We start from the raw sequence: 21,543 nt of genomic DNA on the forward strand, positions 1-21,543 counted from the left end.
CGGCCCACGGGCCGGCCCGGAGTGCTGTCCGGGCGCGGGTCAGCGCGGCCGGTCACCGGCCAGCCGCGCGGCGCGTACCTCCAGATAACGCCGCTCCGGCAGGCTCGTGGTGGCCCGCGCGGCGGCCAGGTACGCGGCCCGGGCCTCCGCGCGGTCACCGGCCAGGTCGAGCAGGTGCGCGCGGACGGCGGCGAGCCGGTGGTGCCCCGCGGTCCGGTCGTCGCCGTCGAGCGTGGCCAGCAGCGCCAGCCCGGCACGCGGCCCGTCCACCATGGCCACCGCGACGGCCTGGTTGAGCGTGACCATCGGGTTCGGCGCGACACGTGCCAGCACCCGGTAGAGCGCGACGATCTGCCGCCAGTCGGTGTCCTCGGCGGTGGGCGCCTCCGCGTGCACAGCGGCGATCGCCGCCTGCACCTGGTACGGCCCGGGCGCCGACCAGGTGAGCGCCTCGGTCACCAGCGCCACCCCCTCCGCGACCGCGTCCCGGTCCCACCGGCTGCGGTCCTGCTCCGCCAGCGGCACCAGCTCGCCGTCCGTCCCGGTACGGGCGGCCCGGTGCGAGTCGGTGAGCAGCATCAGCGCCAGCAACCCGGCCACCTCGCCGTCGTCCGGCAGCAACCGGCGCAGCTCCCGGGTCAGCCGGATCGCCTCCCCGGTCAGCTCGGCCCGGTGCAGCGCCTCGCCGCTGGACGCGGTGTAGCCCTCGTTGAAGACCAGGTAGAGCACCCGCAGCACGGCGGCCAGCCGCTCGTCCCGGTCCGCCGGTGACGGCAGCGTGAAACGCGCGCCGGACGCCTCGATCCGCTGCTTCGCGCGGCGGATCCGCTGGCTCATCGTCGCCTCCGGCACCAGGTAGGCGCGGGCGATCTCGGCGGTGCTCAACCCGCCCACGGCGCGCAGCGTGAGCGCCACCTGCCCGCTCACCGGCAACGCCGGATGGCAGCAGAGGAACAGCAGCTTCAGCGTGTCGTCCCCGCTGGGCGGCTCCTCGTCGGCGGGCGGGGCGACAGCCGCGTACGCGGGCTGCCGCACCGCCACCGCGACCTCGCGTTCCCGGCGGGCGTGCTCGCTGCGCCACTCGTCGGTGAGCCGCCGGGTGGCGACGGTGACCAGCCAGGAGCGGGGGTGGTCGGGCAGGCCCTGTTCCGGCCACTGCACGGCGGCGGCGAGCAGCGCCTCCTGGACGGCGTCCTCGCAGGCGTAGAACTGGCCGTGGCGGCGGACGAGCACGCCGAGGACCTGCGGCGCGAGCGTACGCAGCAGGTCCTCGACCACAGGTGCTGTCACATCTCCGTCCCGGCCTGCTCCATCACCGCCCGCACCTCCAGCACGCCGAAACCGTGCCGTACGTCCGGCCAGCGCGCGGCGATCTCGGCGGCGCGCTCCGGGGTCTCGCAGTCGACAGTCAGGTAGCCGGCGAACTGCTCCTTGCTCTCCATGAACGGCCCGTCGGTGACCTCGACGCCGCCACCGGCCGCCGGGCGGGCCGTGCGGGTCTGCGAGGGGTGGGCCAGCGCCTCGCCGCCGACCAGCTCGCCGGACTCGGTCAGCTCCTTCATGATCTCGTCGACCTCACCGAAGATCGCGGTGCGTTCCGCCTCGGTCAGCTCCTCCACGAAGCCGGGCCGGTTCCAGATCAGCAGCATGTACTTCACGGTGTACTCCTCGGGTGCGGGCCACCGGCGGTGGCGCCTCGCAGACGGGTCGGAGCCGGTCCGCCCGATCCGACATCATCCCCCGGGAAAGGTCAGCGGCCCCCGCGCAGCGGACGGCGTGCCGGGCGGCCCGGGTCGAGCGAGGCCCGGTCGGCCGCGCTGGTGCCGGAGACCCACCCCTGCTCGTCACGCACCTGGAGGCGGTGCCGGGTGGTGCCGGGAAAGAGTTGGTCGACGCGTTCCCGGACGGCGTCGGAGCGGGCCGCGAGCACCGGCAGCAGCCGGTCGTCGTCGAGTTCCTCGGCTGCCGCCGCGCTCGCCTCCCGCAGCCGGTCGCCGACGCGCAGCGCGAACGCGTTGAGGAACGACTCGTCGTAGCCCTTGGTGCGCCGCCCGCCGGCCCTGCCGCGCTCGCCCCGGCCGCGCAGCATCGCGGCGGTGGCCTGCACGAGCAGCGACGTGTGCAGCAGCTCGACAGCCGCCAGGTCGGCCGGGAAACCGAGCACTGTGGCGAAGCCCAGGTCGTCGGACCAGACCGACTCGCACCGGTTCGCCGCCGCCACCTCCTGGATCAGCAGCGCCTTCGCGGCCGCGTACGGGGCGTCGACGCCGATCCGCACCCCACCCGGGCCGCCGGTCCGGTCGGCCCCGGCGTCGAGCAGCGCCGCGTCGATGCTGTGCCGGGCCATCAGCTCCTGCGCCTTCGCGGTGAACGCCTCCGCCTCGGCCGGGTAGCCGGTCGACTCGGCCTTCGCCAGCAGCGCGCGTACCCGGTCGAGCATCCGGGAACCGCTCGGTGTCGCGGCCGCGAGTGCGGTACTCGCCGAGCCGGGCGGTGGCCGGAGCGCCGCGATCGGCGGCAGTCCCGCCACCAGGACGATCGCGTCGACCGCGTCCCGTAGCGCGGTGATCCGGTCCCCGTCGGCGCGCCGGTCCAGCCAGCCCGCGTCGTCGTCCCAGCGGGCGCCCGTCTCGGTGAGCTGCTCGTCGAACCAGGCCGGGACCGGCACGGGCAGCGTGCGCCGCTGCGCGGCCATCGCGTCGCGCAGCAGCCGGGCGCCGCGCGGGGTGAGCCGCCGGACGGCGAGCCGATCCAGGTCGGCGGGCTGCCAGCCACGCGGCCAGAGCCGGCCCACGTCCCGCGTGAGCCGGGCGAGCAGCGCCGCGTCCACCGCCGCGCCGTCGGCCACCACGAGCCCGTCGAGGGCCCGCTCGGCAGCGCGTACGTCGGTGGCGCGCGCGGTCGCGACGGCGGCGTCGAGCAGTCGCTCGGCTGGTGACACGGGTGGCTCTCCCTGAACTCCGACAGGCGGCAGGTCGCCCACCCCGGCACCGACGGTACCCGGCCCGCTCGTTCAACCGTCCGGGCCCGGCGTCCGTACTCCTGCCCGGAGCGGGGCGGCGCGACGGACGGAGATCGACGTGGGCGGGCATGACCGGGGGCTGCACCGGCGACGACGGAGGCCGCGATCACCGCGGGTCCTGGCGGTGGTCCTGGTCGGGGCCGCGCTCGCCGCCGGCGGGTACGCCGCCCGGCACCCGGACCTGCTGGACGGCATCGAGGCGCGGCGGACCGTGCAGGCGGCGGCACCGGGCGCGCCCGCGCCGGACGCGCGTCCCACGCCGACAGCCGCGCCCACGCCGGTCCCGGCGGCTGGCCGGGTGGCCCCCGGCATCGGCTACCCGGCCCGGGGCGACGGCACGTTCCGCACCGCCGACACGGTCGGCGCGGTCGCCGGCCGCTCCGGTGAGCTGCTGCGCTACCGGGTCGCCGTCGAGGACGGCATCCGCGACGTGGACGTGGAACGGTTCGCCCGCGACGTCGCCGCCACCCTCGCCGACCGGCGCGGCTGGACCGGCGACGGCCGGTGGCGGCTGCAACGAGTGGGCCGCGACGACCGCGCCGACTTCACCGTGCTGCTCACCACGCCCGTCACCCGGGGGCGGCTGTGCGGCGACCCGAGCGACCGCTACACGTCCTGCCGCAACGGTGACCAGGTGGTGATCAACGTGGCCCGCTGGGTGTACGGGGTGCCGCACGTGACCGACCTCTCCCGCTACCGGCAGTACCTGCTCAACCACGAGGTCGGCCACCGGCTGGGCCGCGGCCACGAGCGCTGCCCCCGGGCCGGCGGCCCCGCGCCGGTCATGGTGCAGCAGACGCTCGGCCTGCACGGCTGCACCCCGAACCCGTGGCCGCTGGTGGGCGGCGAACCGCTGTCCGGGCCGCCCGGCCAGTACGACGACCCGATCCCGGCCGGGGACCGCTGAGCCCTCGCCCGGCGGCCGCCCCGGCCGTCACCGGGAGAACGAGGCCCAGATGTTCTTGGTCTTCTCGGTGCCGTACCAGCCCACGTCGAGCGAGACCGACTGGGCCAGGAACAGACCCCGCCCGCCCGAGTCCATCGGGTGGATGTCGGTCAGCTCCGGCACCGAACTCACGTCGTGGTCGGCCACGTCGAGCAGGAACCGGTCGTCGGTGGCGAGCAGCGTGATGATGGTGGGCGGGCGACCGTGCCGCAGCGCGTTGCTCGCCAGTTCGGTGGCGACCAGCACGACCAGATGCGGCACCTCGTCGAGGTCCGCACCCTGCACCAGGCCGTGCCGGTTCAGCGCGTCGCGTAGGGAGGCGCGCAGGCCGCGCAGATCCTCGGGACTGTCAAGCACCCACCGCTCCAGCTCGGTGGCCTGTGGCGGCGGCGGCGAGGTGCGCAACTGTCCCATGATCTGGCTTTACCCTGCGTAGCCGTTCGTTAAGCAGGTCAGCGCCGCAGCAGCGCGAACACGCCCCACCCCAGATACTCGCGCTGGAAACGGACGTACCGCACCGGGTCCTCGGTCAGCTCCCGCCGCAGATCCGGGGCCAGTTCGTCGTCCGGGTTGGCGTCCAGCCAGCGGCGCAGGTTCAGCCAGTGCGCGGCGGCGTACCGGTCCCAGCTGTCCTGGTCGGCGAGGACCATCTCGACCAGGTCCCAGCCGCAGTCGCCGAACGACGCGACCAGGCCGGGCAGGTCGCGGAACTCGTCCCGGGACCGGGCGTGCGAGCCGGTGACCGCCTCGTCGTCCGGCGGGTCGCGCCGCCAGTAGGGCTCACCGACGAGCGCCATGCCGCCCGGCCGCAGCGCCCGGCCGAGCAGGTCCAGGGTGCCGGGCACCCCGCCGCCGATCCAGGTCGCGCCGACGCAGGCGGCCACGTCGACCGGCCGCTCCGGGGTGTACGCCGCCGCGTCGCCGTGCACGAACCGTACCCGGTCTGCCACGCCGAGTCCGGCGGCGCGCTCCCGGGCGGCGGCGGTGAAGACGGTGCTGATGTCGACCCCGGTGCCGGTGATCCCGTGGTCACGGGCCCAGGTGCAGAGCAATTCGCCCTTTCCGCTGCACAGGTCGAGCAGCTCGTCGCCGGGCCGCAGCCGGATCGCCCGGCCCAGCGTGGCCAGCTTGACGTCGTCGAACGGGTTGAGGATGCGCAGCTCGCCTTCGCGAATGGTGAACTGGCGGGGAAGGTCCGGTGAGGTCATTCGTGGAGGGTGCGCCGCCCGGTCACGCGGAGCAACGGAATTCCGGTCTGGGCCCGTCCGGGTCTCCTGGGGTACGGTCACCGCATGGTGGTCGAGGAACACTGGTGGAACGGCGTCAGCAACCCTCGCGGACGGCGCGACGTCTACATCCGCACCGACGGAAGCCAGTGGCAGGTCCAGGCGCAGATCGGCGGGGCGAGCGGCCGGTCCCGGATTCAGCAGTGCCCGAGTCGTGGCTCAGCGACGATCCTGGCCGGGGCGTGGCGCGCGAGCGGCTCCGGCTGGCGCGAGATGCCGCGCTGACCTCACGCTCAGTCACGAGGTCCGTGCACCGCGCGATCGACGAGTGACTCGGCGACCTCGCGCAGCTTGCGGTTGGAGTCCTGCGACACCCGGGCCAGGATGGCGAACGCCTCGTCGGCCGAGCAGCGCCGCTGCCCCATGATGATGCCCTTCGCCTGCTCGATCACGGCCCGGCTCTGCATCGCCTCCTGCATCTGCTGCGCCAGCGTCGCCGTGCTCTCGTAGAGGTGGACGTTCGCCAGCGCGATGGCGGCGTACCCGGCCAGCGTCTGCGCCAGCTCGACCTGGCGGTCCAGGACACCCGGGGACGCGCCGTAGATGTTCAGCGCGCCGACCATCGCCTCCTGGATGGGCAGGCCGATCGACAGCGAACTGGCCGCGCCCGCCGCGTGCGCCCGGGCCGCCCACTCCGGCCAGCGGCTCTCCGCCGCCATGTCCGGCACCAGCATGGCGGTGCCGGTCGTGGCGGCGTCCAGGCACGGGCCACGGCCCTGCGCGTACTGCCACTCGTCGAGTGTCAGCGCCAGCTCACCGGTGTACGCGGCGGTGTGCGCCTCCGTGCCCTGGACCAGGGTGACCGAGACCTCGGCGGTCCCGGGCAGGGTGTCCTTGGCGACCTGGGCGATGGTCGACAACACCACGTCGAGGTCGACTTCGTCGTACTTGATCCGACCGAGTCTGATCAAGGCAGCGGCGAGGTCGGGGTGGGCCTGCGGCATGAGCGGTGACGTCCTTGGGGGAAGCGGCGGGGATCGGCCCGTGGTGACGGACCGGCACCCCGATTCCGGCATGGTTCGGGACCGGCGCCGCTTCTTGACGCTCGTTCGTGACGCCCCGGACGGGACGTCGACGATCGGGACAACTCTACGACCCGGAGCGGGTCGGTACGACGGGACGTGCCGACCCGTCGTCGGCGGCCGGCAACGCGGGCCGATCGACGACCTCGAACGCGGTGAGCGTGCCGGTGACGCCGAGGACGCGCCGGACCACCGGGGAGGGCCGGTGCAGGACCAGCCGCCGGTCGTGCCCGGTGAGCACCCGCTGCGCCAGCACCAGCGCGTTCGTGCCGTACGCGCCGAAGAAGCTGACCTCCGCGAGGTCGATCACCACGAGCGGCGCGGGCGCCGCGGCGGCGGTCTCCACGAGTTCGGTGAGCAGGTGCGCGTTGCTGAGGTCCACCTCGCCGGTCACCGAGATCTGGGTCACGTCCGTGCCCACGTGGCAGCTCAGCCACATGATCGGCTGTTCGTCGGACACGGCACCCCCACCTCGACGTCCGAGGAGCTCCCGGCGGCACTCGCCGGGAGCAGGAGGGCGCATGTCTTGACCCGTACCGAAGATACGCCGACCAGGTGGACATCGCAGCGTGGGACGAGTTCGGACCCGCCGGTCCCGGGTACCGTCATCGGAACGACCGCTGCCGATGACCTCCGTCAGGACAGGACGAGAGCATGGAAGCCCCCCGCATCGACCCCGGCGAAGCCCTCGCGGAGCTGAGCCGGATCCGGCTCGACGAGGTGGCGCTCGACGACGTGCTGGCGCGCGTCGCCGACCTGGCGAACCGGGCGGTGCCGGGCAGCGCCGAGGTGTCCGTCTCCCTGGTGCAGGCCGGCGCGAACCGGGCCATCGCCTACACCAGCGACCTGGCCCGCAGCCTCGACGAGTGGCAGTACGAGCACGACGACGGCCCCTGCCTGGACGCCTCGGTCAGCGCGGTGAGCATCTCCCTGCCCGACCTGACCGACGAGCCGCGCTGGCCCGGCTGGGCGGCGCGGGCGCGCGCGGCGGGCGTGCAGAGTTCGCTGTCGATCGGGCTGCCGATCCAGGAGGCGGTCACCGGGGCGCTGAACGTCTACGGAAGGTCCACCGACGCGTTCGACAAGGCGTCGATCGAGCTGGCGGAGGAGTTCGCCGCGTACGCGGCGGTGGCGCTCGCCAACGCCCACCTCTACGAGAGCACCGCGACGCTGGCCCGGCAGATGCAGGAGGCGATGCGCAGCCGGGCCGTGATCGAGCAGGCGAAGGGCATCATCATGGGGCAGCGGCGCTGCTCCGCCGAGGAGGCGTTCACGCTGCTCGCCAAGCTCTCCCAAGACTCCAACCGCAAGCTGCGCGAGGTGGCCGAGGCGCTCGTCTCCCGCGCCGCCGCCCGCTGACCCGCACACGTCGTCGCGGGGCGTGAAACCGTCGTGAAACCGCGCTGATCCCGCCTGCCGTCACGGTTGCGGGCATGACGACGACGAACTCTCCCGGCGCGATGGTCGAGGTGTCCGGGCTGCGCAAGGCGTACCGGAGACAGGTGGTGCTCGACGGTGTCGACCTGCGCGTACCCGAGGCCACTGTCTTCGCCCTGCTCGGCCCGAACGGCGCCGGCAAGACGACCACCGTGCAGATCCTCTCCACACTGATCCGCCCCGACGCCGGCACCGTCCGGGTGGCCGGCCACGACCTGACCGCCGAACCGGACCGGGTACGCGCCGCGATCGGCGTGACCGGCCAGTTCTCCGCCGTCGACGCGCTGCTCACCGGCGCGGAGAACCTGCGGCTGATGACCGACCTGCGGCACCTCGGCCGGGTCGAGGGACGGCGGGTGGTGGACGACCTGCTGGCCCGCTTCGACCTGACCGAGGCGGCGGGCAAGCCGGTGGCGGCGTACTCGGGCGGGATGAAGCGCCGGCTGGACCTGGCGATGACGCTCGTCGGCCGCCCCCGGCTGATCTTCCTGGACGAGCCGACGGCCGGCCTGGACCCGCGCAGCCGCCGGGCCATGTGGCAGATCGTCCGGGAACTGGTGGCCGAGGGCGCCACCGTCTTCCTCACCACCCAGTACCTGGAGGAGGCCGACCACCTGGCCGATCGGGTCGCGCTGCTCGACGGCGGTCGCCTGGTCGCCGAGGGCAGCCCGGCCGAGCTGAAGCGACTGGTGCCCGGCGGCCACGTACGCCTGCACTTCACCGACGCGGCGCACCTGGCCGCGGCGGCCGGGCTGTTCCCGGCGGCCACCCGGCACGACGACGACCTCACCCTGCGGGTGCCGGGCGACGGGAGCGTCAGCGGGGTACGGGCGCTGCTCGACCGGCTCGACGCGGCCGGTGTCGCTGTCGATTCGCTGAGCCTGCACACCCCCGATCTGGACGACGTCTTCCTGGCCCTCACCGGCCACCCCACCGAGGAGAAGGTGACCGCATGAGCACGCTCGCCCACACCGTCGGGGACTCGGCGACCATGCTGCGCCGCAACCTCAAGCACGCGGTGCGCTACCCGTCCTTGACCGTCATGGTGATCGCCCTTCCGGTGATCTTCCTGCTGCTGTTCGTCTACGTCTTCGGCGGCACGCTCGGCAACGGACTCGGCGGTGTGGCCGGGGGCCGGTCCGCGTACGCCGACTACGTGACCCCCGGCATCCTGCTGCTCGCCATGGCCGGTGCGGCACAGGGCACCGCGATCGCCGTGGCCATGGACATGACCGAGGGCATCGTGGCCCGGTTCCGCACCATGTCCATCGCCCGCGCGGCGGTGCTCACCGGCCACGTCGTCGGCGCGGTGGCGCAGACGCTGCTCGGGCTGGCGGTGGTGGTCGGTGTGGCGCTGCTGGTCGGGTTCCGGCCGGACGCCGGCCCGGCGCAGTGGCTCGCCGCCGTCGGACTGCTCACCCTCACCGCGTTCGCGATCACCTGGCTGTCGGTAGCGCTGGGCATGGTGCCCAAGACCGTGGAGAGCGCCAGCAACCTGCCCATGCCGCTGCTGCTGCTGCCGTTCCTGGGCAGCGGGTTCGTGCCGACCGACTCGATGCCCGGGTGGCTCGGCTGGTTCGCCGAGCACCAGCCGTTCACTCCGATCATGGAGACGTTGCGCGGCCTGCTCCTGGCCGGTCCGGTCGACGGCGGTGACGCGGTCGCGGCGGTGGCCTGGTGTGCCGGGATCAGCCTGCTCGGCTACCTGTGGGCGCGCCGGCTGTACGACCGGGATCCGTCCCGCTGAGTTCCGCCACGGCGGCGAGCCGCAGCTCGTCGTGGTCGAGGGCGGCGTACGACGCGCGGGCCGCGTCGTACGCCGCCGCGTCCGCGTCGCGCGCCGCCCGGCGGGCCGCCGCCGAGGACATGGTGGGCTGGAAGTTGCGCAGGTAGCCGAAGCGTTCGGCGAGCGCGACCAGCCGGGCGCCGGCGGCGGCTCCGTCGCCGGTACCGCCCGACCGGTCCAGCTCGACCAGGGCGACGGCGAGCAGCAGTGACCCGTGGATCGGGAGCTGCACGAGGAAGCCTGGCGGTTCGGCGATCGGGTCGGCCAGCAGCGCCACGCTCCGGCGGCGCAGCGAGTCGGCGAGCCCCGGCACCAGGTCCAGCCGGCCGTGCCGGGCGTGTGCGGCCAGGGCGGCCGCCCGGATCTCCAGGTGCCACGGCGCGTCGCCGGGCGGGCCGGACCAGATGAGCGGGTTCGACGGCTGCCGCAACCCGTCCAGCGCCTCCCGCCAACCGGCCAGTCCGGCCTCGACATCGCCCCGGGCCAGCGCGAACTCGGCCCGGATGCCGCGCTCGTACGCCTGCATGCCGTACTGGTCGTCCGGCACCGGCGGGGCGTCGTACCGGCTGTCGCAGGCGTCGGTGGTGGCCAGCCGCAGCCAGCGTTCCGCCTCGTCGACCTCGCCCAGCGCCAGGTTGACCAGCACCAGGCTCCAGCGGATCTGGAGGCGGTCCCACCACGGGCCGGAGTCGGCCAGCAGGTCCAGCGCGGCGGTGAGGTGGTCCCGGGCCTCCGCCGAGCGTTCGGCCTGCATGCAGAGTTCACCGACCCGGGAGTGGGCGAGTACCAGCAGCCACCGCAGCGGCCGGTGCGCCAGCGCGTCGAGCATCCGTCGGGCCGCGTCGAGCGCGTCGTCAGGCCGCCCGGCCTGCTCCAGCAGATAGCTGGCCAGGGCGTTCGCCATCGCGGCGACAAGCGGTTCGCGGTGCGCGCGCAGCGCGGTGAGCACGGCCGGGTCGGCGTCTATCTCGGGGAGCGCGCCCAGCACCACCGCCATCGCACCGGCGACCGTGTCCGGCGGTGGCGGCGGCAGGCGGCGCAGTACGACCAGCGAGCGGGTCGAGCGGCGCCCGGCGATCATCAGGGTGTGCGCCACGCCGAGCACGGCGACGGTGCGGACCGGTGCCACGAACTCCGGCGCCGGACGGTAGTGGGACAGCAGGAAGTCGGTGTCGGCGACCAGCGCGAGCATCCGGGTGTAGCTGGTGTCGAGCGTCCACACCGCGGCCAGCGCGGCGGCGACACCCGCCACTGTCGGTGCGTCGGACCGGGCCAGGGCCAGGCGCAGCGCGGCGACCAGGTTGTCCTGCTCGGCGCGGACCGTCGCGACGGCGGTGAACGGTTCGGCGCCGAGCAGCGCCTCGTGGTGCCCGAGGCCGAACTCGCGGGCCCAGGCGAGGTACGCCGCCAGCACCCGCTCGTCCTCGCCGGCCTCGGCGCGGCGGGCGGCGCCGAATTCCCGCACCGTCTCCAGCATCCGGAACCGGATCGCGTCCGGTGTCTCCTCCACCCGCAGCAGCGACTGGTCGACCAGGTGTTCCAGCACCGGCAGCGCGTCCTCGCCGAGCACCCGGTCCGCCGCCGCGGCGCTGAACCCGTCCGGGAACACCGACAGCGCCCGCAACGCCGCCCGCCCCTCCGGCCGCAGCAGGTTCCAGCTCCAGTCGACCACCGCGTGCAACGTGTGGTGGCGCGGTGGCGCGTCCCGGGGGCCGCCGCGCAGCAGCCCGAACCGGTCGTCCAACCGGCGGGCCAGCTCCGGCACGCTCATCGCCCGCACCCGGGCGGCGGCCAGCTCGATCGCCAGCGGCATCCCGTCCAGGTGCCGGCACACCTCGGCCACCTGGTCGGCGGGCAGCACCACGCCCGGCCGGGCGGCGCGGGCCCGCTGCGTGAACAGCTGCACCGCCGTGTCCAGCGGCAGTTCGGGCAGCGCGTGCACCGCCTCCGAGGTCAACCCCAGCGGGGTGCGGCTGGTGGTCAGCACCCGCAGCTCCCGGGTCGCCGCAAGCAGCGCCGCCACCAGCTCGGCGACGCCCCGGACCACCTGCTCGCAGTTGTCCAGCACCAGCAGCACCGGCCCCGGTCCGAGCGCCGCCACGATCGCGGCGACCGGCTCGGCGGGCACCGGCAGTGCGCCGACCGGCCCGGCGACCGGCTCGCCGACCCCCAGCGCCGCCGCGAGGGCCTCGGGCACGTCGCCGTCGGCGGTGACTGCGCCGAGCGCCACCAGGCGTACGCTGCGCTGCGGCGCGCGCCGGGCCACCGCGTACGCGAGCCGGGTCTTGCCCAGCCCGCCCGGACCGACGACGGAGACCACACGGGAGCCGGCCAGCAGGGACTCCACCGAGGCCAGGTCGCCGTCGCGGCCCAGCAGTGGGTTCGGCTCGTAGGGGATGCCGGGCCGGGCCACCCGGCTCTCGCCATCGAGCAGTTCCCGGTGCAGCTCGCGCAGCGCCGCTCCCGGCTCGGCGCCCAGCTCGTCGCGGAGCGAGCGGCGGTAGTTCTCGTACCGGGTCAGCGCCGCCGACCGGCTCGTCACCGCTGCCTCGCACCGGAGCAGTTCGGCCAGCACCTCCTCGTCCTGCGGACCTCCGGCGGCCAGCGCGGCGAGACCTGCGAGCGCCTCCGCGGGCCGTCCGAGCCGGGACAACGCGAGCGCCCGCGCCCGGGACAGTTCGCGGTACGTGGCGGCCCGGTCCGCGCGCAACGCGGCGAGCGGATCGCCCTCACCCGGGTCGTCGCCGGGCGGCCCGGCCCAGTACGCCAGCCCAGCCTCCGCCTCGGCGAGTGCGGGCGCGTGCGCACCCGCACGGGCGTGCCGGGCCGCCGCCCCGGCGTGCCGCAGCACCGCCGCCGCGTCCACCTGCGCGTCGGTGAGCGCCAGCCGGTAACCGGTGGCGGTCCGGACGATCAGGTCGGCGCCCAGCTCGGCGCGGGCCCGGGAGACCAGGATCTGCAACGCCTTCACCGGATGCCGGGGCGGATCGTCCGGCCAGAGCGCGTCGACGAGCGCGCCGGTGCCGCAGCCGGGCCCGAGCCGGCCGGCCAGGAGGGCCAGCAACCCGCGCAGCCGGGCGCCGCCCACCGGCACACCTCGGCAGACCACGTCCGACAGCAGGGTCAGTTCGGTGGTCACCGGGCCAGCGTAGGCGGCGGACCGGCCCGTCACGGTCCCCGCGCCGGGCGGTGCGTGAAGGCGGCGTGAAAAGCGGCCGGTGGCGCGTACCGGATCCGTCAAAGCCGTCGACCGTACGCACCCGGCCCGGCTGGTATGGCCGCGAAGGACATACCGACGCGGGAGGCGGACATGGGACGAGATCGGGCGGACGGGTGCACCGGGTTCCGGGTGGCTGCCGGCGCCGTCGTGGTGGTCGGCGCGGCGCTGGTGGCGGCTGGGGTGTTCACACCCGACGAGCGGCCCGGGCGGGTCCTGGTGATGGCGGGCGTCGTCGGGGCGTACGCCGCTGTGGTGGCCGACCTGCGCGCGGTCGCCGCGGTGGCCGCGCTGGGTGCGGCGGTCTTCGTCGGGTTCCTCGCCCACCGCTACGGCGAGCTGACCGGCCCGGGTGACGCCTGGTCCCAAGCCGTGCCGATCGGGTTCGCCGCGGTGCTCGGCGCCGGCTACCGGCACCTCCGGTCGATCGGCGCCGAGGCCCGTCCGGTGACCCGGATCACCGGCCGTGGAGGCGGCGTGAAAAGCGCGTCAAGAAACCGCGGCCGCGCGTGATGGTCGCGTCAAGACCTCTGTCCGTCCGGCGGATCCGGCGCTGTGATTGCCCGGCGCGGCCGGGAGGCGGTCGCGAGGACATCTTCCGCTAGGAGAGGTCAGCCGTGTCTGACGTGCTGTTCGTGTTGCTGACGGTGGGGCTGTTCGCGGCTCTCGCCCTCGTGGTGAGGGGCGTGGAGAAGCTGTGAACGCCGTCAACGCCGTCGGCCTGGTGCTGGCGATCGGCCTGGGCGTGTTCCTGGTCGCCGCCCTGCTGTTCCCGGAGCGCTTCTGATGAGCATGACGACAGCCGGCGTGCTCTTCGTCCTGTCGCTGGTGGCGGCGCTCGTCGCCGTGCACCGGCCGTTCGGCGACTACATGCACCGCGTGGTCGCCGGAACCCGGTCGTCCCGGGTCGAGCGGGGGATCTACCGCCTGGTCGGGGTCGACCCGGCCGCCGAGCAGACCTGGGGCGTGTACGCCCGCTCGGTGCTGGCCTTCTCGGCCGTCTCCCTGCTGTTCCTGTACGCGTTCCAGCGCCTGCAGAACCACCTGTGGCTCTCGCTGGGATTCGACCCGGTGGTGCCGCACGGCGCCTGGAACACCGCTGTGTCGTTCGTGACAAACACGAACTGGCAGTGGTACTCGGGTGAGTCGACCATGGGCCACCTGGTGCAGATGGCCGGCCTGGCGGTGCAGAACTTCGTCTCGGCGGCGGTGGGCATCGCCGTGGCGGTGGCGCTGGTCCGGGGCTTCGCCCGCAGCCGCACCGGCGAGCTGGGCAACTTCTGGGTCGACCTGACCCGGGTCACGCTGCGGATCCTGCTGCCGATCGCGGTGCTCGGGGCGCTCGCGCTGATGCTCGGCGGCGTGGTGCAGAACCTGTCCGGCGGCACCGACGTGACCACGCTGACCGGCGGCACCCAGACTGTCACCGGCGGGCCGGTGGCGAGCCAGGAGGTCATCAAGGAGCTGGGCACCAACGGCGGTGGCTTCTACAACGTCAACAGCGCCCACCCGTTCGAGAACCCGACCGCGTGGACGAACTGGCTGGAGATCTTCCTGATCCTGGTGATCCCGTTCAGCCTGCCCCGGGTCTTCGGCCGGATGGTGGGGCAGAAGCGGCAGGGTTACGCGATCGTCGCCGTCATGGCGATCCTGGCGCTCGCCAGCATCACGCTGACGAACGTCTTCGAGCTGACCGGCGACGGCACGGTGCCGCAGGCGGTCGGCGCGGCGCTGGAGGGCAAGGAGGTGCGCTTCGACGTGTCGAACTCGGCCACGTTCGCGGCGGCCACCACGCTCACCTCGACCGGCGCCGTCAACTCGTTCCACGACTCGTACACCGCGCTGGGCGGCATGATGACGCTGGGCAACATGATGCTCGGCGAGGTCGCCCCCGGCGGCGTCGGCGCCGGCCTGTACGGGCTGCTGATCCTCGCGGTGATCACGGTGTTCGTGGCCGGGCTGATGGTCGGGCGAACCCCGGAGTACCTGGGCAAGAAGATCGGCTCGCGCGAGATCAAGTTCGCCTCGATGTACTTCCTGATCACCCCGGCGCTGGTGCTCACCGGCACCGCCGCCGCGTTCGCCACCGGCAACGCCTCGACAGCGCTGAACGTCGGGCCGCACGGACTGTCCGAAGTGCTGTACGCGTTCACCTCGGCCAGCAACAACAACGGCTCCGCGTTCGCCGGCATCACCGTGAACACGCAGTGGTGGAACACCGCGCTCGGGCTCTGCATGCTGCTCGGCCGGTTCCTGCCGATCATCTTCGTGCTCGCGCTGGCCGGCTCGCTGGCCCGCCAGCAACCCACACCCGCCTCCGAGGGCACCCTGCCGACCCACAGGCCGTTGTTCGTCGGCATGGTCGTCGGCGTCACGGTGGTCCTCGTCGCGCTCACCTTCCTTCCCGCACTCGCGCTCGGCCCGCTGGCCGAAGGGCTGTGACCACCATGAGAGACAAGGACATGACAGCACCTGTGCAGACCGCCGACGCGCCGGTACCCGGCACACCGGACCGCCGGGACAACCGGGTCGGCGGCGGACTGCTCGACCCCCGCCAAGTGCTCCGGTCGCTGCCGGACGCGCTGCGCAAGCTCGACCCGCGCACCCTGTGGCGCAATCCGGTGATGCTGATCGTGGAGATCGGCGCGCTGTTCACCACAGTGCTCGCGGTGGCCGACCCGTCCGTCTTCGCGATCGCGATCACCGTCTGGCTCTGGCTCACCGTGATCTTCGCGAACCTGGCCGAGGCGGTCGCCGAGGGGCGAGGCAAGGCGCAGGCCGACACGCTGCGCCGGGCCAAGCAGGACACCATCGCCACCCGGCTGGTCGGCTGGACGCCCGGTGCCGCCGCGAACGCGTACCGGGACGAGGCGGTGCCCGCGCCGCAACTGCGGCAGGGTGACGTCGTCCTGGTCGAGGCCGGCCAGGTCATCCCCGGCGACGGCGACGTGGTGGAGGGCATCGCCAGCGTCGACGAGTCGGCGATCACCGGCGAGTCCGCCCCGGTGATCCGGGAGTCCGGCGGCGACCGCAGCGCGGTCACCGGCGGCACCCGGGTCCTCTCCGACCGGATCGTCGTCCGGATCACCCAGAAGCCGGGCGAGAGCTTCATCGACCGGATGATCGCGCTGGTCGAGGGCGCCAACCGGCAGAAGACGCCGAACGAGATCGCACTGAACATCCTGCTGGCCGCGCTGACGATCATCTTCCTGCTCGCCGTCGTCACGCTCCAGCCCATGGCGATCTTCGCGAAGGGCTACCAGGCCGCCGCGCCGGACACCGCGGCGATCACCGACTCCGGCGTCACCGGCGTCGTCCTCGTGTCGCTGCTGGTCTGTCTCATCCCGACCACCATCGGCGCGCTGCTGTCCGCGATCGGCATCGCCGGCATGGACCGGCTCGTGCAGCGCAACGTGCTGGCGATGAGCGGCCGGGCGGTCGAGGCGGCGGGCGACGTCAACACGCTGCTGCTGGACAAGACCGGCACGATCACGCTCGGCAACCGGCAGGCCGCCGAGTTCCTGCCGGTGACCGGCGTGGACCCGGCCACGCTCGCCGACGCGGCGCAGCTGTCCAGCCTGGCCGACGAGACCCCCGAGGGCCGCTCGGTGGTGGTGCTCGCGAAGAACGAGTACGGGCTGCGCGAGCGCGAGCCCGGCCTCATCCCGCACGCCACGTTCGTGCCGTTCACCGCGCAGACCCGGATGAGCGGCGTCGACCTCGACGCCGACGGGGGCGTCCGGCATGTCCGCAAGGGCGCGGCCGCCGCGGTGATGAAGTGGGTACGCGACAACGGCGGCCACCCGACCGAACAGGTCGGTGAACTGGTCGACGGGATCAGCGGCACCGGCGGCACGCCGCTCGTGGTGGCCGAGCACGTGGCCGGGGAACCGGCCCGGGCGCTCGGCGTCATCCACCTCAAGGACGTGGTGAAGGCCGGGATGCGGGAGCGCTTCGACGAGATGCGCCGGATGGGCATCCGCACCGTGATGATCACCGGCGACAACCCGCGTACCGCGAAGGCGATCGCCGACGAGGCGGGCGTGGACGACTTCCTCGCCGAGGCCACGCCGGAGGACAAGCTCGCGCTGATCAAGAAGGAACAGGAGGGTGGCCGGCTCGTCGCCATGACCGGCGACGGCACGAACGACGCGCCCGCGCTGGCCCGGGCGGACGTCGGCGTCGCCATGAACACCGGCACGTCGGCCGCGAAGGAGGCCGGCAACATGGTCGACCTCGACTCCGACCCGACCAAGCTGATCGAGATCGTGGAGATCGGCAAGCAGTTGCTGATCACCCGGGGTGCGCTGACGACGTTCAGCATCGCCAACGACATCGCGAAGTACTTCGCGATCATCCCGGCCATGTTCGCCGGCATCTACCCGTCGCTGGACCGGCTCAACATCATGCGCCTGGCCAGCCCCGAGTCGGCGATCCTCTCCGCAGTCGTCTTCAACGCGATAGTCATCGTGGCGTTGATCCCGCTGGCCCTGCGCGGCGTGCGTTACCGCCCGGCCAGCGCCTCGACGCTGCTGCGCCGCAACCTGTGGCTCTACGGCCTCGGCGGCATCGTGGTGCCGTTCGTCGGCATCAAGCTCATCGACCTGCTCGTCCAGTTCGTCCCGGGGATCTCGTGATGCGCCTTCCCAGTTGGCTCTCCCAGCACCTGGCCGCCCTGCGCGCGGTGCTCGTCTTCACCGTCCTGCTCGGTCTGGTCTACCCGCTCGCCCTGGTCGCCGTCGGCCGACTGCCAGGCCTCGACGGCAAGGCGGACGGCTCACTGCTCACCGTCGGCGGCCGGACCGTCGGCAGCTCGCTGATCGGCCAGTCGTTCACCGACGCGGACGGCAACCCGATCCCGCGCTACTTCCAGTCCCGCCCGTCGGCCGCCGGGGACGGCTACGACCCGACCGCCACCGCGGCGAGCAACCTCGGCCCGGAGAGCGTCGTGGACACGCTCACCGGCGACGAGGAGACCTCGGCGCAGAGCCTGCTCACCCAGGTCTGCGCCCGCAGCAAGGCGGTCGGCGACCTCGACGGCGTCGACGGGCGGCGCCCGTACTGCACCCCGGACGGGGTGGGCGCGGTACTCGCCGTGTTCCGCGCCGACGGCCTCACCGGCCGGATCACCCGCGTGGTGAGCGTCAACCAGGCCGCACCCGCGACGCCGTTCATCACCACCTGGCAGGGCGTACCGGTGGAGGCGGCCCAGCCCGGCCACGACTACGTGGCCGAGGGCGGCATCGTCACCCCGGTACGCGGGGACGCCCCGGCCCGCCCGGCCGTGCCGGCCGACGCCGTCACCGCCGGTGGCAGCGGCCTCGACCCGCACATCTCCCCGGCGTACGCCCGGATCCAGGTGGCCCGGGTGGCGCGGGAGCGCGGCGCGGACCCGGCGGCGGTACGGCGGCTGGTCGCCGAGCACACCACCGGCCGGGCGCTGGGTTTCATGGGCGAGCCCGGGGTGAACGTGCTGGAACTCAATCTGGCGCTGGACGAGGCGTTCCCGGCGCGCTGAGGCGACAGCGACCGGAGCGGCCCGGGGAAGACCCAGGGCCGCTCCCGGCCGGTCAGGGAGGATGGACGCTGTGGGCAGGGGTGAACTGCGGATCTACCTCGGGGCCGCGCCGGGCGTCGGCAAGACGTACGCCATGCTGGAGGAGGCCCAGCGCCGGGCCGAGCGCGGCACCGACGTGGTGATCGGCCTGGTCGAGACGCACGGCCGCCGGCACACCGCCGAGATGATCGGCGACCTGGAGGTGGTGCCGCGCCGGTCGATGACGTACCGGGGCGTCGAGTTCACCGAGATGGACCTGGACGCGGTGCTGGCCCGGCGGCCCGAGGTCGTCGTGGTGGACGAGCTGGCCCACACGAACGTGCCCGGCTCCCGCCACGAGAAGCGCTGGCAGGACGTGCAGGAGCTGCTCGACGCCGGGATCAGCGTGCTCTCCACCGTCAACGTGCAGCACCTGGAGTCGCTCAACGACGTGGTCGCGCAGATCACCGGAACCACCCAGCGGGAGACGGTGCCGGACCAGGTGGTCCGGGCCGCCGAGCAGGTCGAGCTGGTGGACATGACGCCGGAGGCGCTGCGCCGCCGGATGGCGCACGGCAACATCTACCGGCCCGACAAGATCGACGCCGCGCTCGGCAACTACTTCCGGGTCGGCAACCTCACCGCGCTGCGCGAACTGGCGCTGCTCTGGCTGGCCGACAAGGTCGACGAGCAGCTCGACGCGTACCGGGCCCAGCAGGGCATCTCCGACACCTGGGAGGCGCGGGAACGGGTCGTCGTCGCGCTGACCGGCGGGCCGGAGGGCGAGACGCTGATCCGCCGGGCCGCCCGGATCGCCGCCCGCAGCAAGGGCGCCGACCTGCTCGCCGTGCACGTGGCCCGCAGCGACGGGCTGGCCGGCGCCGACCCGGCCCAGCTCGCCCGGCAGCGGGTGCTGGTGGAGAGCCTCGGCGGCACGTACCACCAGGTGCTCGGCACCGACATCCCGGCGTCGTTGCTGGACTTCGCCCGGGGCGTCAACGCCACCCAGCTCGTGCTCGGCGCGAGCCGCCGGGGCCGGTTCGCGCAGGTGTTCTCCCGGGGCGTCGGCGTGACCACCACCGCGCTGTCCGGCCCGATCGACGTGCACCTGGTCACCCACCCCGAGGCGGGGCGCGGGCGCCGGGGCACGTCGGTACCCGCCGCGCTGTCCCGGCGCCGGCGGCTGATCGGGTACGCGCTCGCGGTACTCGGCATGCCGATGCTCACGCTCGTGCTGCGGACGCTGCCCGACCTCACCCTGACCAACGACATCCTGCTGTTCCTCGCCGGTGTGGTGGGCGTGGCGCTGGTCGGCGGACTGTGGCCCGCGCTGGTCGCCGCGCTCGGCGGCTCGCTGCTGCTCAACTGGTTCTTCACCCCGCCGTACCGGACGCTCACCATCGCCGAGGCGGACAACCTGCTCGCCCTGGGCGTGTTCGTCGGCGTGGCCATCGCGGTGAGCTGGGTGGTCGACGTGGCGGCCCGGCGTACCCGGGAGGCGGCCCGGGCCTCCGCCGACGCGCAGACCCTGGCCACCGTGGCGGGCAGCGTGCTGCGCGGCGAGCGGCCGCTGCCCGCGCTGCTGGACCGGCTGCGGGAGACGTTCGGGCTGCGCGCGGTGAGCGTGCTGGAGCTGACCGACGAGGCCGGCGGGCGCCCGGCCCGGGCCCGGAGGGCGGACGCCTGGCGGGTGGTGGCGAGCGTCGGCGAGCGGCCGCCGGGCAGCCCGGACGCGGGCGAGACCGTGGTGCCGGTGGACGACCGGCTCAGCGTGGTGCTCGCCGGCCGGCGGCTGGAGGCGGCCGACCGGCGGGTGGTCGAGGCGTTCGCCGCGCAGGCCGCCGTCGCGCTGCGCCAGGAACGGCTGGCCGAGGAGGCCGCCGCCGCCCGCCCGCTCGCCGCCGCCGACCGGATGCGGACCGCGTTGCTCGCGGCGGTCAGCCACGACCTGCGTACGCCGCTGGCGTCGGCGAAGGCGGCGGTGAGCAGCCTGCGCAGCCACGACGTCGAGTTCGACGCGGACGACCGGGAGGAACTGCTCGCCACCGCCGACGAGTCGCTGGACCGGTTAGGCCGGCTGGTGGCGAACCTGCTCGACATGAGCCGGTTGCAGGCCGGCGCGCTGGGCGTGAGCGCCACCGCGATCGGGCTGGAGGACGCCGTACCCCTGGCCCTCGACGAACTGGGCCCGGCGGCGGCCGAGGTGACCACCGACATCCCGGCCGACCTGCCGGCGGCGCTCGCCGACCCGGGCCTGCTGGAGCGGGTGCTCGTCAACATCGTGGCGAACGCGCTGCGGCACAGCCCACCAGGCCGGCCGCCGACGATCACCGGCAGCGCGCACGCCGGGCAGGTCGAGCTGCGGGTGATCGACACCGGGCCGGGCATCCCGGAGGACCAGTGGGAGCACGTCTTCCTGCCGTTCCAGCGCCTCGGCGACCGGGACAACCAGACCGGGGTGGGCCTGGGGCTGGCGCTGTCCCGGGGACTCGCCGAGGCGATGGGTGGCAGCATCACCCCGGAGACCACGCCCGGCGGCGGTCTCACCATGGTGCTGCGGCTGCCGGCCGCCACCCAGCCGGAGGGGCCGCAGGAATGACCCGGATCCTGGTCGTCGACGACGAACCGCAGATCCTGCGCGCGCTGCGGATCAACCTGCGCGCCCGGGGCTACGACGTCGAGGTCGCAGGCAGCGGCGCCGCCGCGCTCAAGGCCGCCGCCGGGCACCCGCCGGACCTGGTGGTGCTCGACCTCGGCTTGCCCGACCTGGACGGCACCGACGTCATCCGGGGCCTGCGCGGCTGGACCGCCGTGCCGATCATCGTGCTGTCCGGGCGGGCCGGCAGCGAGGACAAGGTGTCCGCGCTCGACGCGGGCGCCGACGACTACGTGACCAAGCCGTTCGGCGTGGACGAGCTGCTCGCCCGTATCCGGGCGGTGACCCGGCGGCTCGCCCCGGCCACGCCCGCCGTACCAGCGCTGCGGATCGGCCGCAACACCGTCGACCTGGCGGACCGGACCGTCACCCGGGACGACGGCGTCGAGGTCAAGCTCACCCCCACCCAGTGGGCCATGCTGGAGAAGCTGCTGCGCAACCCGGGCAAGCTGGTCAGCCAGCGCCAGTTGCTGCACGACGTGTGGGGACCGGAGTACCACCACGAGACGAACTACCTGCGGCAGTACATGGCCCAGTTGCGCCGCAAGCTGGAGGACGACCCGGCCCGGCCCCGCCACCTGATCACCGAACCGGGCATGGGCTACCGCTACCGCCCCTGACGTTTGCGCGAGCGC

The 21,543-nt window shown here is 74.0% G+C and carries 20 protein-coding genes; 12 read left to right on the forward strand and 8 right to left on the reverse strand.

Translation table 11 applies throughout. From position 1 onward, the window contains the following. Positions 1–39 precede the first annotated feature (39 nt). The 3 genes from CLT75_RS27065 to CLT75_RS27075 all read right to left on the reverse strand — a co-directional run bounded on the left by CLT75_RS27065 (position 40) and on the right by CLT75_RS27075 (position 2,941). The gene (locus tag CLT75_RS27065; protein WP_135243022.1) at positions 40–1,290 is read right to left on the reverse strand and encodes a sigma-70 family RNA polymerase sigma factor; all 1,251 of its coding nucleotides are present in this window, start codon (positions 1,288–1,290) and stop codon (positions 40–42) included. Beyond that, a complete protein-coding gene (locus CLT75_RS27070) occupies positions 1,287–1,649 on the reverse strand; it encodes a YciI family protein (protein WP_486485370.1) in 363 nt (120 codons plus the stop codon). Before CLT75_RS27070 ends, CLT75_RS27065 begins: the two co-directional genes overlap by 4 nt. A gap of 101 nt (positions 1,650–1,750) precedes the next feature. Then, positions 1,751–2,941: a DUF2786 domain-containing protein gene (locus tag CLT75_RS27075; RefSeq protein ID WP_135243024.1), complete on the reverse strand. Its 1,191-nt coding sequence runs from the start codon at positions 2,939–2,941 to the stop codon at positions 1,751–1,753. A 205-nt stretch (positions 2,942–3,146) separates the two neighbouring features. On the opposite strand from CLT75_RS27075, the gene CLT75_RS27080 reads away from it, so the two are divergent. After that, positions 3,147–3,929 (forward strand): DUF3152 domain-containing protein, encoded by a 783-nt coding sequence (locus tag CLT75_RS27080; protein ID WP_135243025.1) that lies wholly within the window; start codon positions 3,147–3,149, stop codon positions 3,927–3,929. Positions 3,930–3,956: 27 nt separating this feature from the next. Here the strand turns inward: CLT75_RS27080 and CLT75_RS27085 are convergent, their stop codons facing one another. Both CLT75_RS27085 and CLT75_RS27090 read right to left on the reverse strand, forming a co-directional pair. Next, on the reverse strand, positions 3,957–4,382 hold the full coding sequence (locus CLT75_RS27085; RefSeq protein ID WP_091330304.1) for an ATP-binding protein: 426 nt from the start codon (positions 4,380–4,382) through the stop codon (positions 3,957–3,959). A gap of 38 nt (positions 4,383–4,420) precedes the next feature. Further along, positions 4,421–5,176, reverse strand: coding sequence for a methyltransferase domain-containing protein (locus CLT75_RS27090; protein ID WP_135243026.1), 756 nt, complete (start codon positions 5,174–5,176; stop codon positions 4,421–4,423). Between the two features lie 84 nt (positions 5,177–5,260). Here CLT75_RS27090 and CLT75_RS27095 point away from each other — a divergent pair, with 84 nt between their 5' ends. Beyond that, a complete protein-coding gene (locus tag CLT75_RS27095; protein WP_013283796.1) occupies positions 5,261–5,479 on the forward strand; it encodes a hypothetical protein in 219 nt (72 codons plus the stop codon). Positions 5,480–5,487: 8 nt separating this feature from the next. Here CLT75_RS27095 and CLT75_RS27100 read toward each other — a convergent pair whose 3' ends face one another. Together CLT75_RS27100 and CLT75_RS27105 are read right to left on the reverse strand one after the other, a co-directional pair. Beyond that, on the reverse strand, positions 5,488–6,198 hold the full coding sequence (locus CLT75_RS27100; protein WP_013283797.1) for a GAF and ANTAR domain-containing protein: 711 nt from the start codon (positions 6,196–6,198) through the stop codon (positions 5,488–5,490). Positions 6,199–6,343: 145 nt separating this feature from the next. Continuing rightward, the gene (locus tag CLT75_RS27105) at positions 6,344–6,736 is read right to left on the reverse strand and encodes an STAS domain-containing protein (protein ID WP_486485280.1); all 393 of its coding nucleotides are present in this window, start codon (positions 6,734–6,736) and stop codon (positions 6,344–6,346) included. 194 nt (positions 6,737–6,930) lie between these two features. On the opposite strand from CLT75_RS27105, the gene CLT75_RS27110 reads away from it, so the two are divergent. From CLT75_RS27110 to CLT75_RS27120, 3 genes are all read left to right on the forward strand, one after another. After that, entirely contained in the window at positions 6,931–7,635 is a 705-nt protein-coding gene (locus CLT75_RS27110; RefSeq protein ID WP_135243027.1) for a GAF and ANTAR domain-containing protein, read from the forward strand. Between the two features lie 74 nt (positions 7,636–7,709). Next, complete coding sequence (locus CLT75_RS27115; protein ID WP_135243028.1) at positions 7,710–8,669, forward strand: ATP-binding cassette domain-containing protein; 960 nt, start codon at positions 7,710–7,712, stop codon at positions 8,667–8,669. Further along, positions 8,666–9,460, forward strand: coding sequence for an ABC transporter permease (locus CLT75_RS27120; protein WP_135243029.1), 795 nt, complete (start codon positions 8,666–8,668; stop codon positions 9,458–9,460). Before CLT75_RS27115 ends, CLT75_RS27120 begins: the two co-directional genes overlap by 4 nt. Here the strand turns inward: CLT75_RS27120 and CLT75_RS27125 are convergent. Further along, positions 9,402–12,638: a BTAD domain-containing putative transcriptional regulator gene (locus CLT75_RS27125; protein WP_135243030.1), complete on the reverse strand. Its 3,237-nt coding sequence runs from the start codon at positions 12,636–12,638 to the stop codon at positions 9,402–9,404. The two genes, CLT75_RS27120 and CLT75_RS27125, sit on opposite strands and share 59 nt — an antisense overlap. 171 nt (positions 12,639–12,809) lie before the next feature. Between CLT75_RS27125 and CLT75_RS33480 the strand changes: the two genes are divergently transcribed. The 7 genes from CLT75_RS33480 to CLT75_RS27160 all read left to right on the forward strand — a co-directional run bounded on the left by CLT75_RS33480 (position 12,810) and on the right by CLT75_RS27160 (position 21,528). Continuing rightward, complete coding sequence (locus CLT75_RS33480; RefSeq protein WP_486485281.1) at positions 12,810–13,229, forward strand: hypothetical protein; 420 nt, start codon at positions 12,810–12,812, stop codon at positions 13,227–13,229. Between the two features lie 184 nt (positions 13,230–13,413). Beyond that, positions 13,414–13,503 (forward strand): K(+)-transporting ATPase subunit F, encoded by a 90-nt coding sequence (kdpF, locus tag CLT75_RS27135; RefSeq protein ID WP_036311210.1) that lies wholly within the window; start codon positions 13,414–13,416, stop codon positions 13,501–13,503. After that, positions 13,503–15,158, forward strand: a complete 1,656-nt coding sequence (gene kdpA, locus CLT75_RS27140) for a potassium-transporting ATPase subunit KdpA (RefSeq protein WP_135243031.1) — start codon at positions 13,503–13,505, stop codon at positions 15,156–15,158. The genes kdpF and kdpA overlap by 1 nt, the downstream gene beginning before the upstream one ends. 20 nt (positions 15,159–15,178) lie before the next feature. Next, complete coding sequence (kdpB, locus tag CLT75_RS27145) at positions 15,179–17,353, forward strand: potassium-transporting ATPase subunit KdpB (protein WP_135243032.1); 2,175 nt, start codon at positions 15,179–15,181, stop codon at positions 17,351–17,353. Beyond that, complete coding sequence (locus CLT75_RS27150) at positions 17,353–18,234, forward strand: potassium-transporting ATPase subunit C (protein ID WP_135243033.1); 882 nt, start codon at positions 17,353–17,355, stop codon at positions 18,232–18,234. Before kdpB ends, CLT75_RS27150 begins: the two co-directional genes overlap by 1 nt. A gap of 70 nt (positions 18,235–18,304) precedes the next feature. Beyond that, on the forward strand, positions 18,305–20,851 hold the full coding sequence (locus tag CLT75_RS27155) for a DUF4118 domain-containing protein (protein ID WP_135243034.1): 2,547 nt from the start codon (positions 18,305–18,307) through the stop codon (positions 20,849–20,851). After that, positions 20,848–21,528, forward strand: coding sequence for a response regulator (locus CLT75_RS27160; RefSeq protein WP_135243035.1), 681 nt, complete (start codon positions 20,848–20,850; stop codon positions 21,526–21,528). Before CLT75_RS27155 ends, CLT75_RS27160 begins: the two co-directional genes overlap by 4 nt. Positions 21,529–21,543: the final 15 nt, after the last annotated feature.

The sequence above is a fragment of the Micromonospora sp. CNZ285 genome (assembly GCF_004637285.1).

Excerpts from the sequence above, each read along its gene's own strand:
- CLT75_RS27070 (WP_486485370.1), bottom strand. The coding sequence starts at position 1,649 with ATGCTGCTGATCTGGAACCGGCCCGGCTTCGTGGAGGAGCTGACCGAG.
- CLT75_RS27085 (WP_091330304.1), bottom strand. The coding sequence starts at position 4,382 with ATGGGACAGTTGCGCACCTCGCCGCCGCCGCCACAGGCCACCGAGCTG.
- CLT75_RS27090 (WP_135243026.1), bottom strand. The coding sequence starts at position 5,176 with ATGACCTCACCGGACCTTCCCCGCCAGTTCACCATTCGCGAAGGCGAG.
- CLT75_RS27095 (WP_013283796.1), top strand. The coding sequence starts at position 5,261 with ATGGTGGTCGAGGAACACTGGTGGAACGGCGTCAGCAACCCTCGCGGA.
- CLT75_RS27100 (WP_013283797.1), bottom strand. The coding sequence starts at position 6,198 with ATGCCGCAGGCCCACCCCGACCTCGCCGCTGCCTTGATCAGACTCGGT.
- CLT75_RS27110 (WP_135243027.1), top strand. The coding sequence starts at position 6,931 with ATGGAAGCCCCCCGCATCGACCCCGGCGAAGCCCTCGCGGAGCTGAGC.
- CLT75_RS27115 (WP_135243028.1), top strand. The coding sequence starts at position 7,710 with ATGACGACGACGAACTCTCCCGGCGCGATGGTCGAGGTGTCCGGGCTG.
- CLT75_RS27120 (WP_135243029.1), top strand. The coding sequence starts at position 8,666 with ATGAGCACGCTCGCCCACACCGTCGGGGACTCGGCGACCATGCTGCGC.
- CLT75_RS33480 (WP_486485281.1), top strand. The coding sequence starts at position 12,810 with ATGGGACGAGATCGGGCGGACGGGTGCACCGGGTTCCGGGTGGCTGCC.
- kdpA (WP_135243031.1), top strand. The coding sequence starts at position 13,503 with ATGAGCATGACGACAGCCGGCGTGCTCTTCGTCCTGTCGCTGGTGGCG.
- kdpB (WP_135243032.1), top strand. The coding sequence starts at position 15,179 with ATGACAGCACCTGTGCAGACCGCCGACGCGCCGGTACCCGGCACACCG.
- CLT75_RS27150 (WP_135243033.1), top strand. The coding sequence starts at position 17,353 with ATGCGCCTTCCCAGTTGGCTCTCCCAGCACCTGGCCGCCCTGCGCGCG.
- CLT75_RS27160 (WP_135243035.1), top strand. The coding sequence starts at position 20,848 with ATGACCCGGATCCTGGTCGTCGACGACGAACCGCAGATCCTGCGCGCG.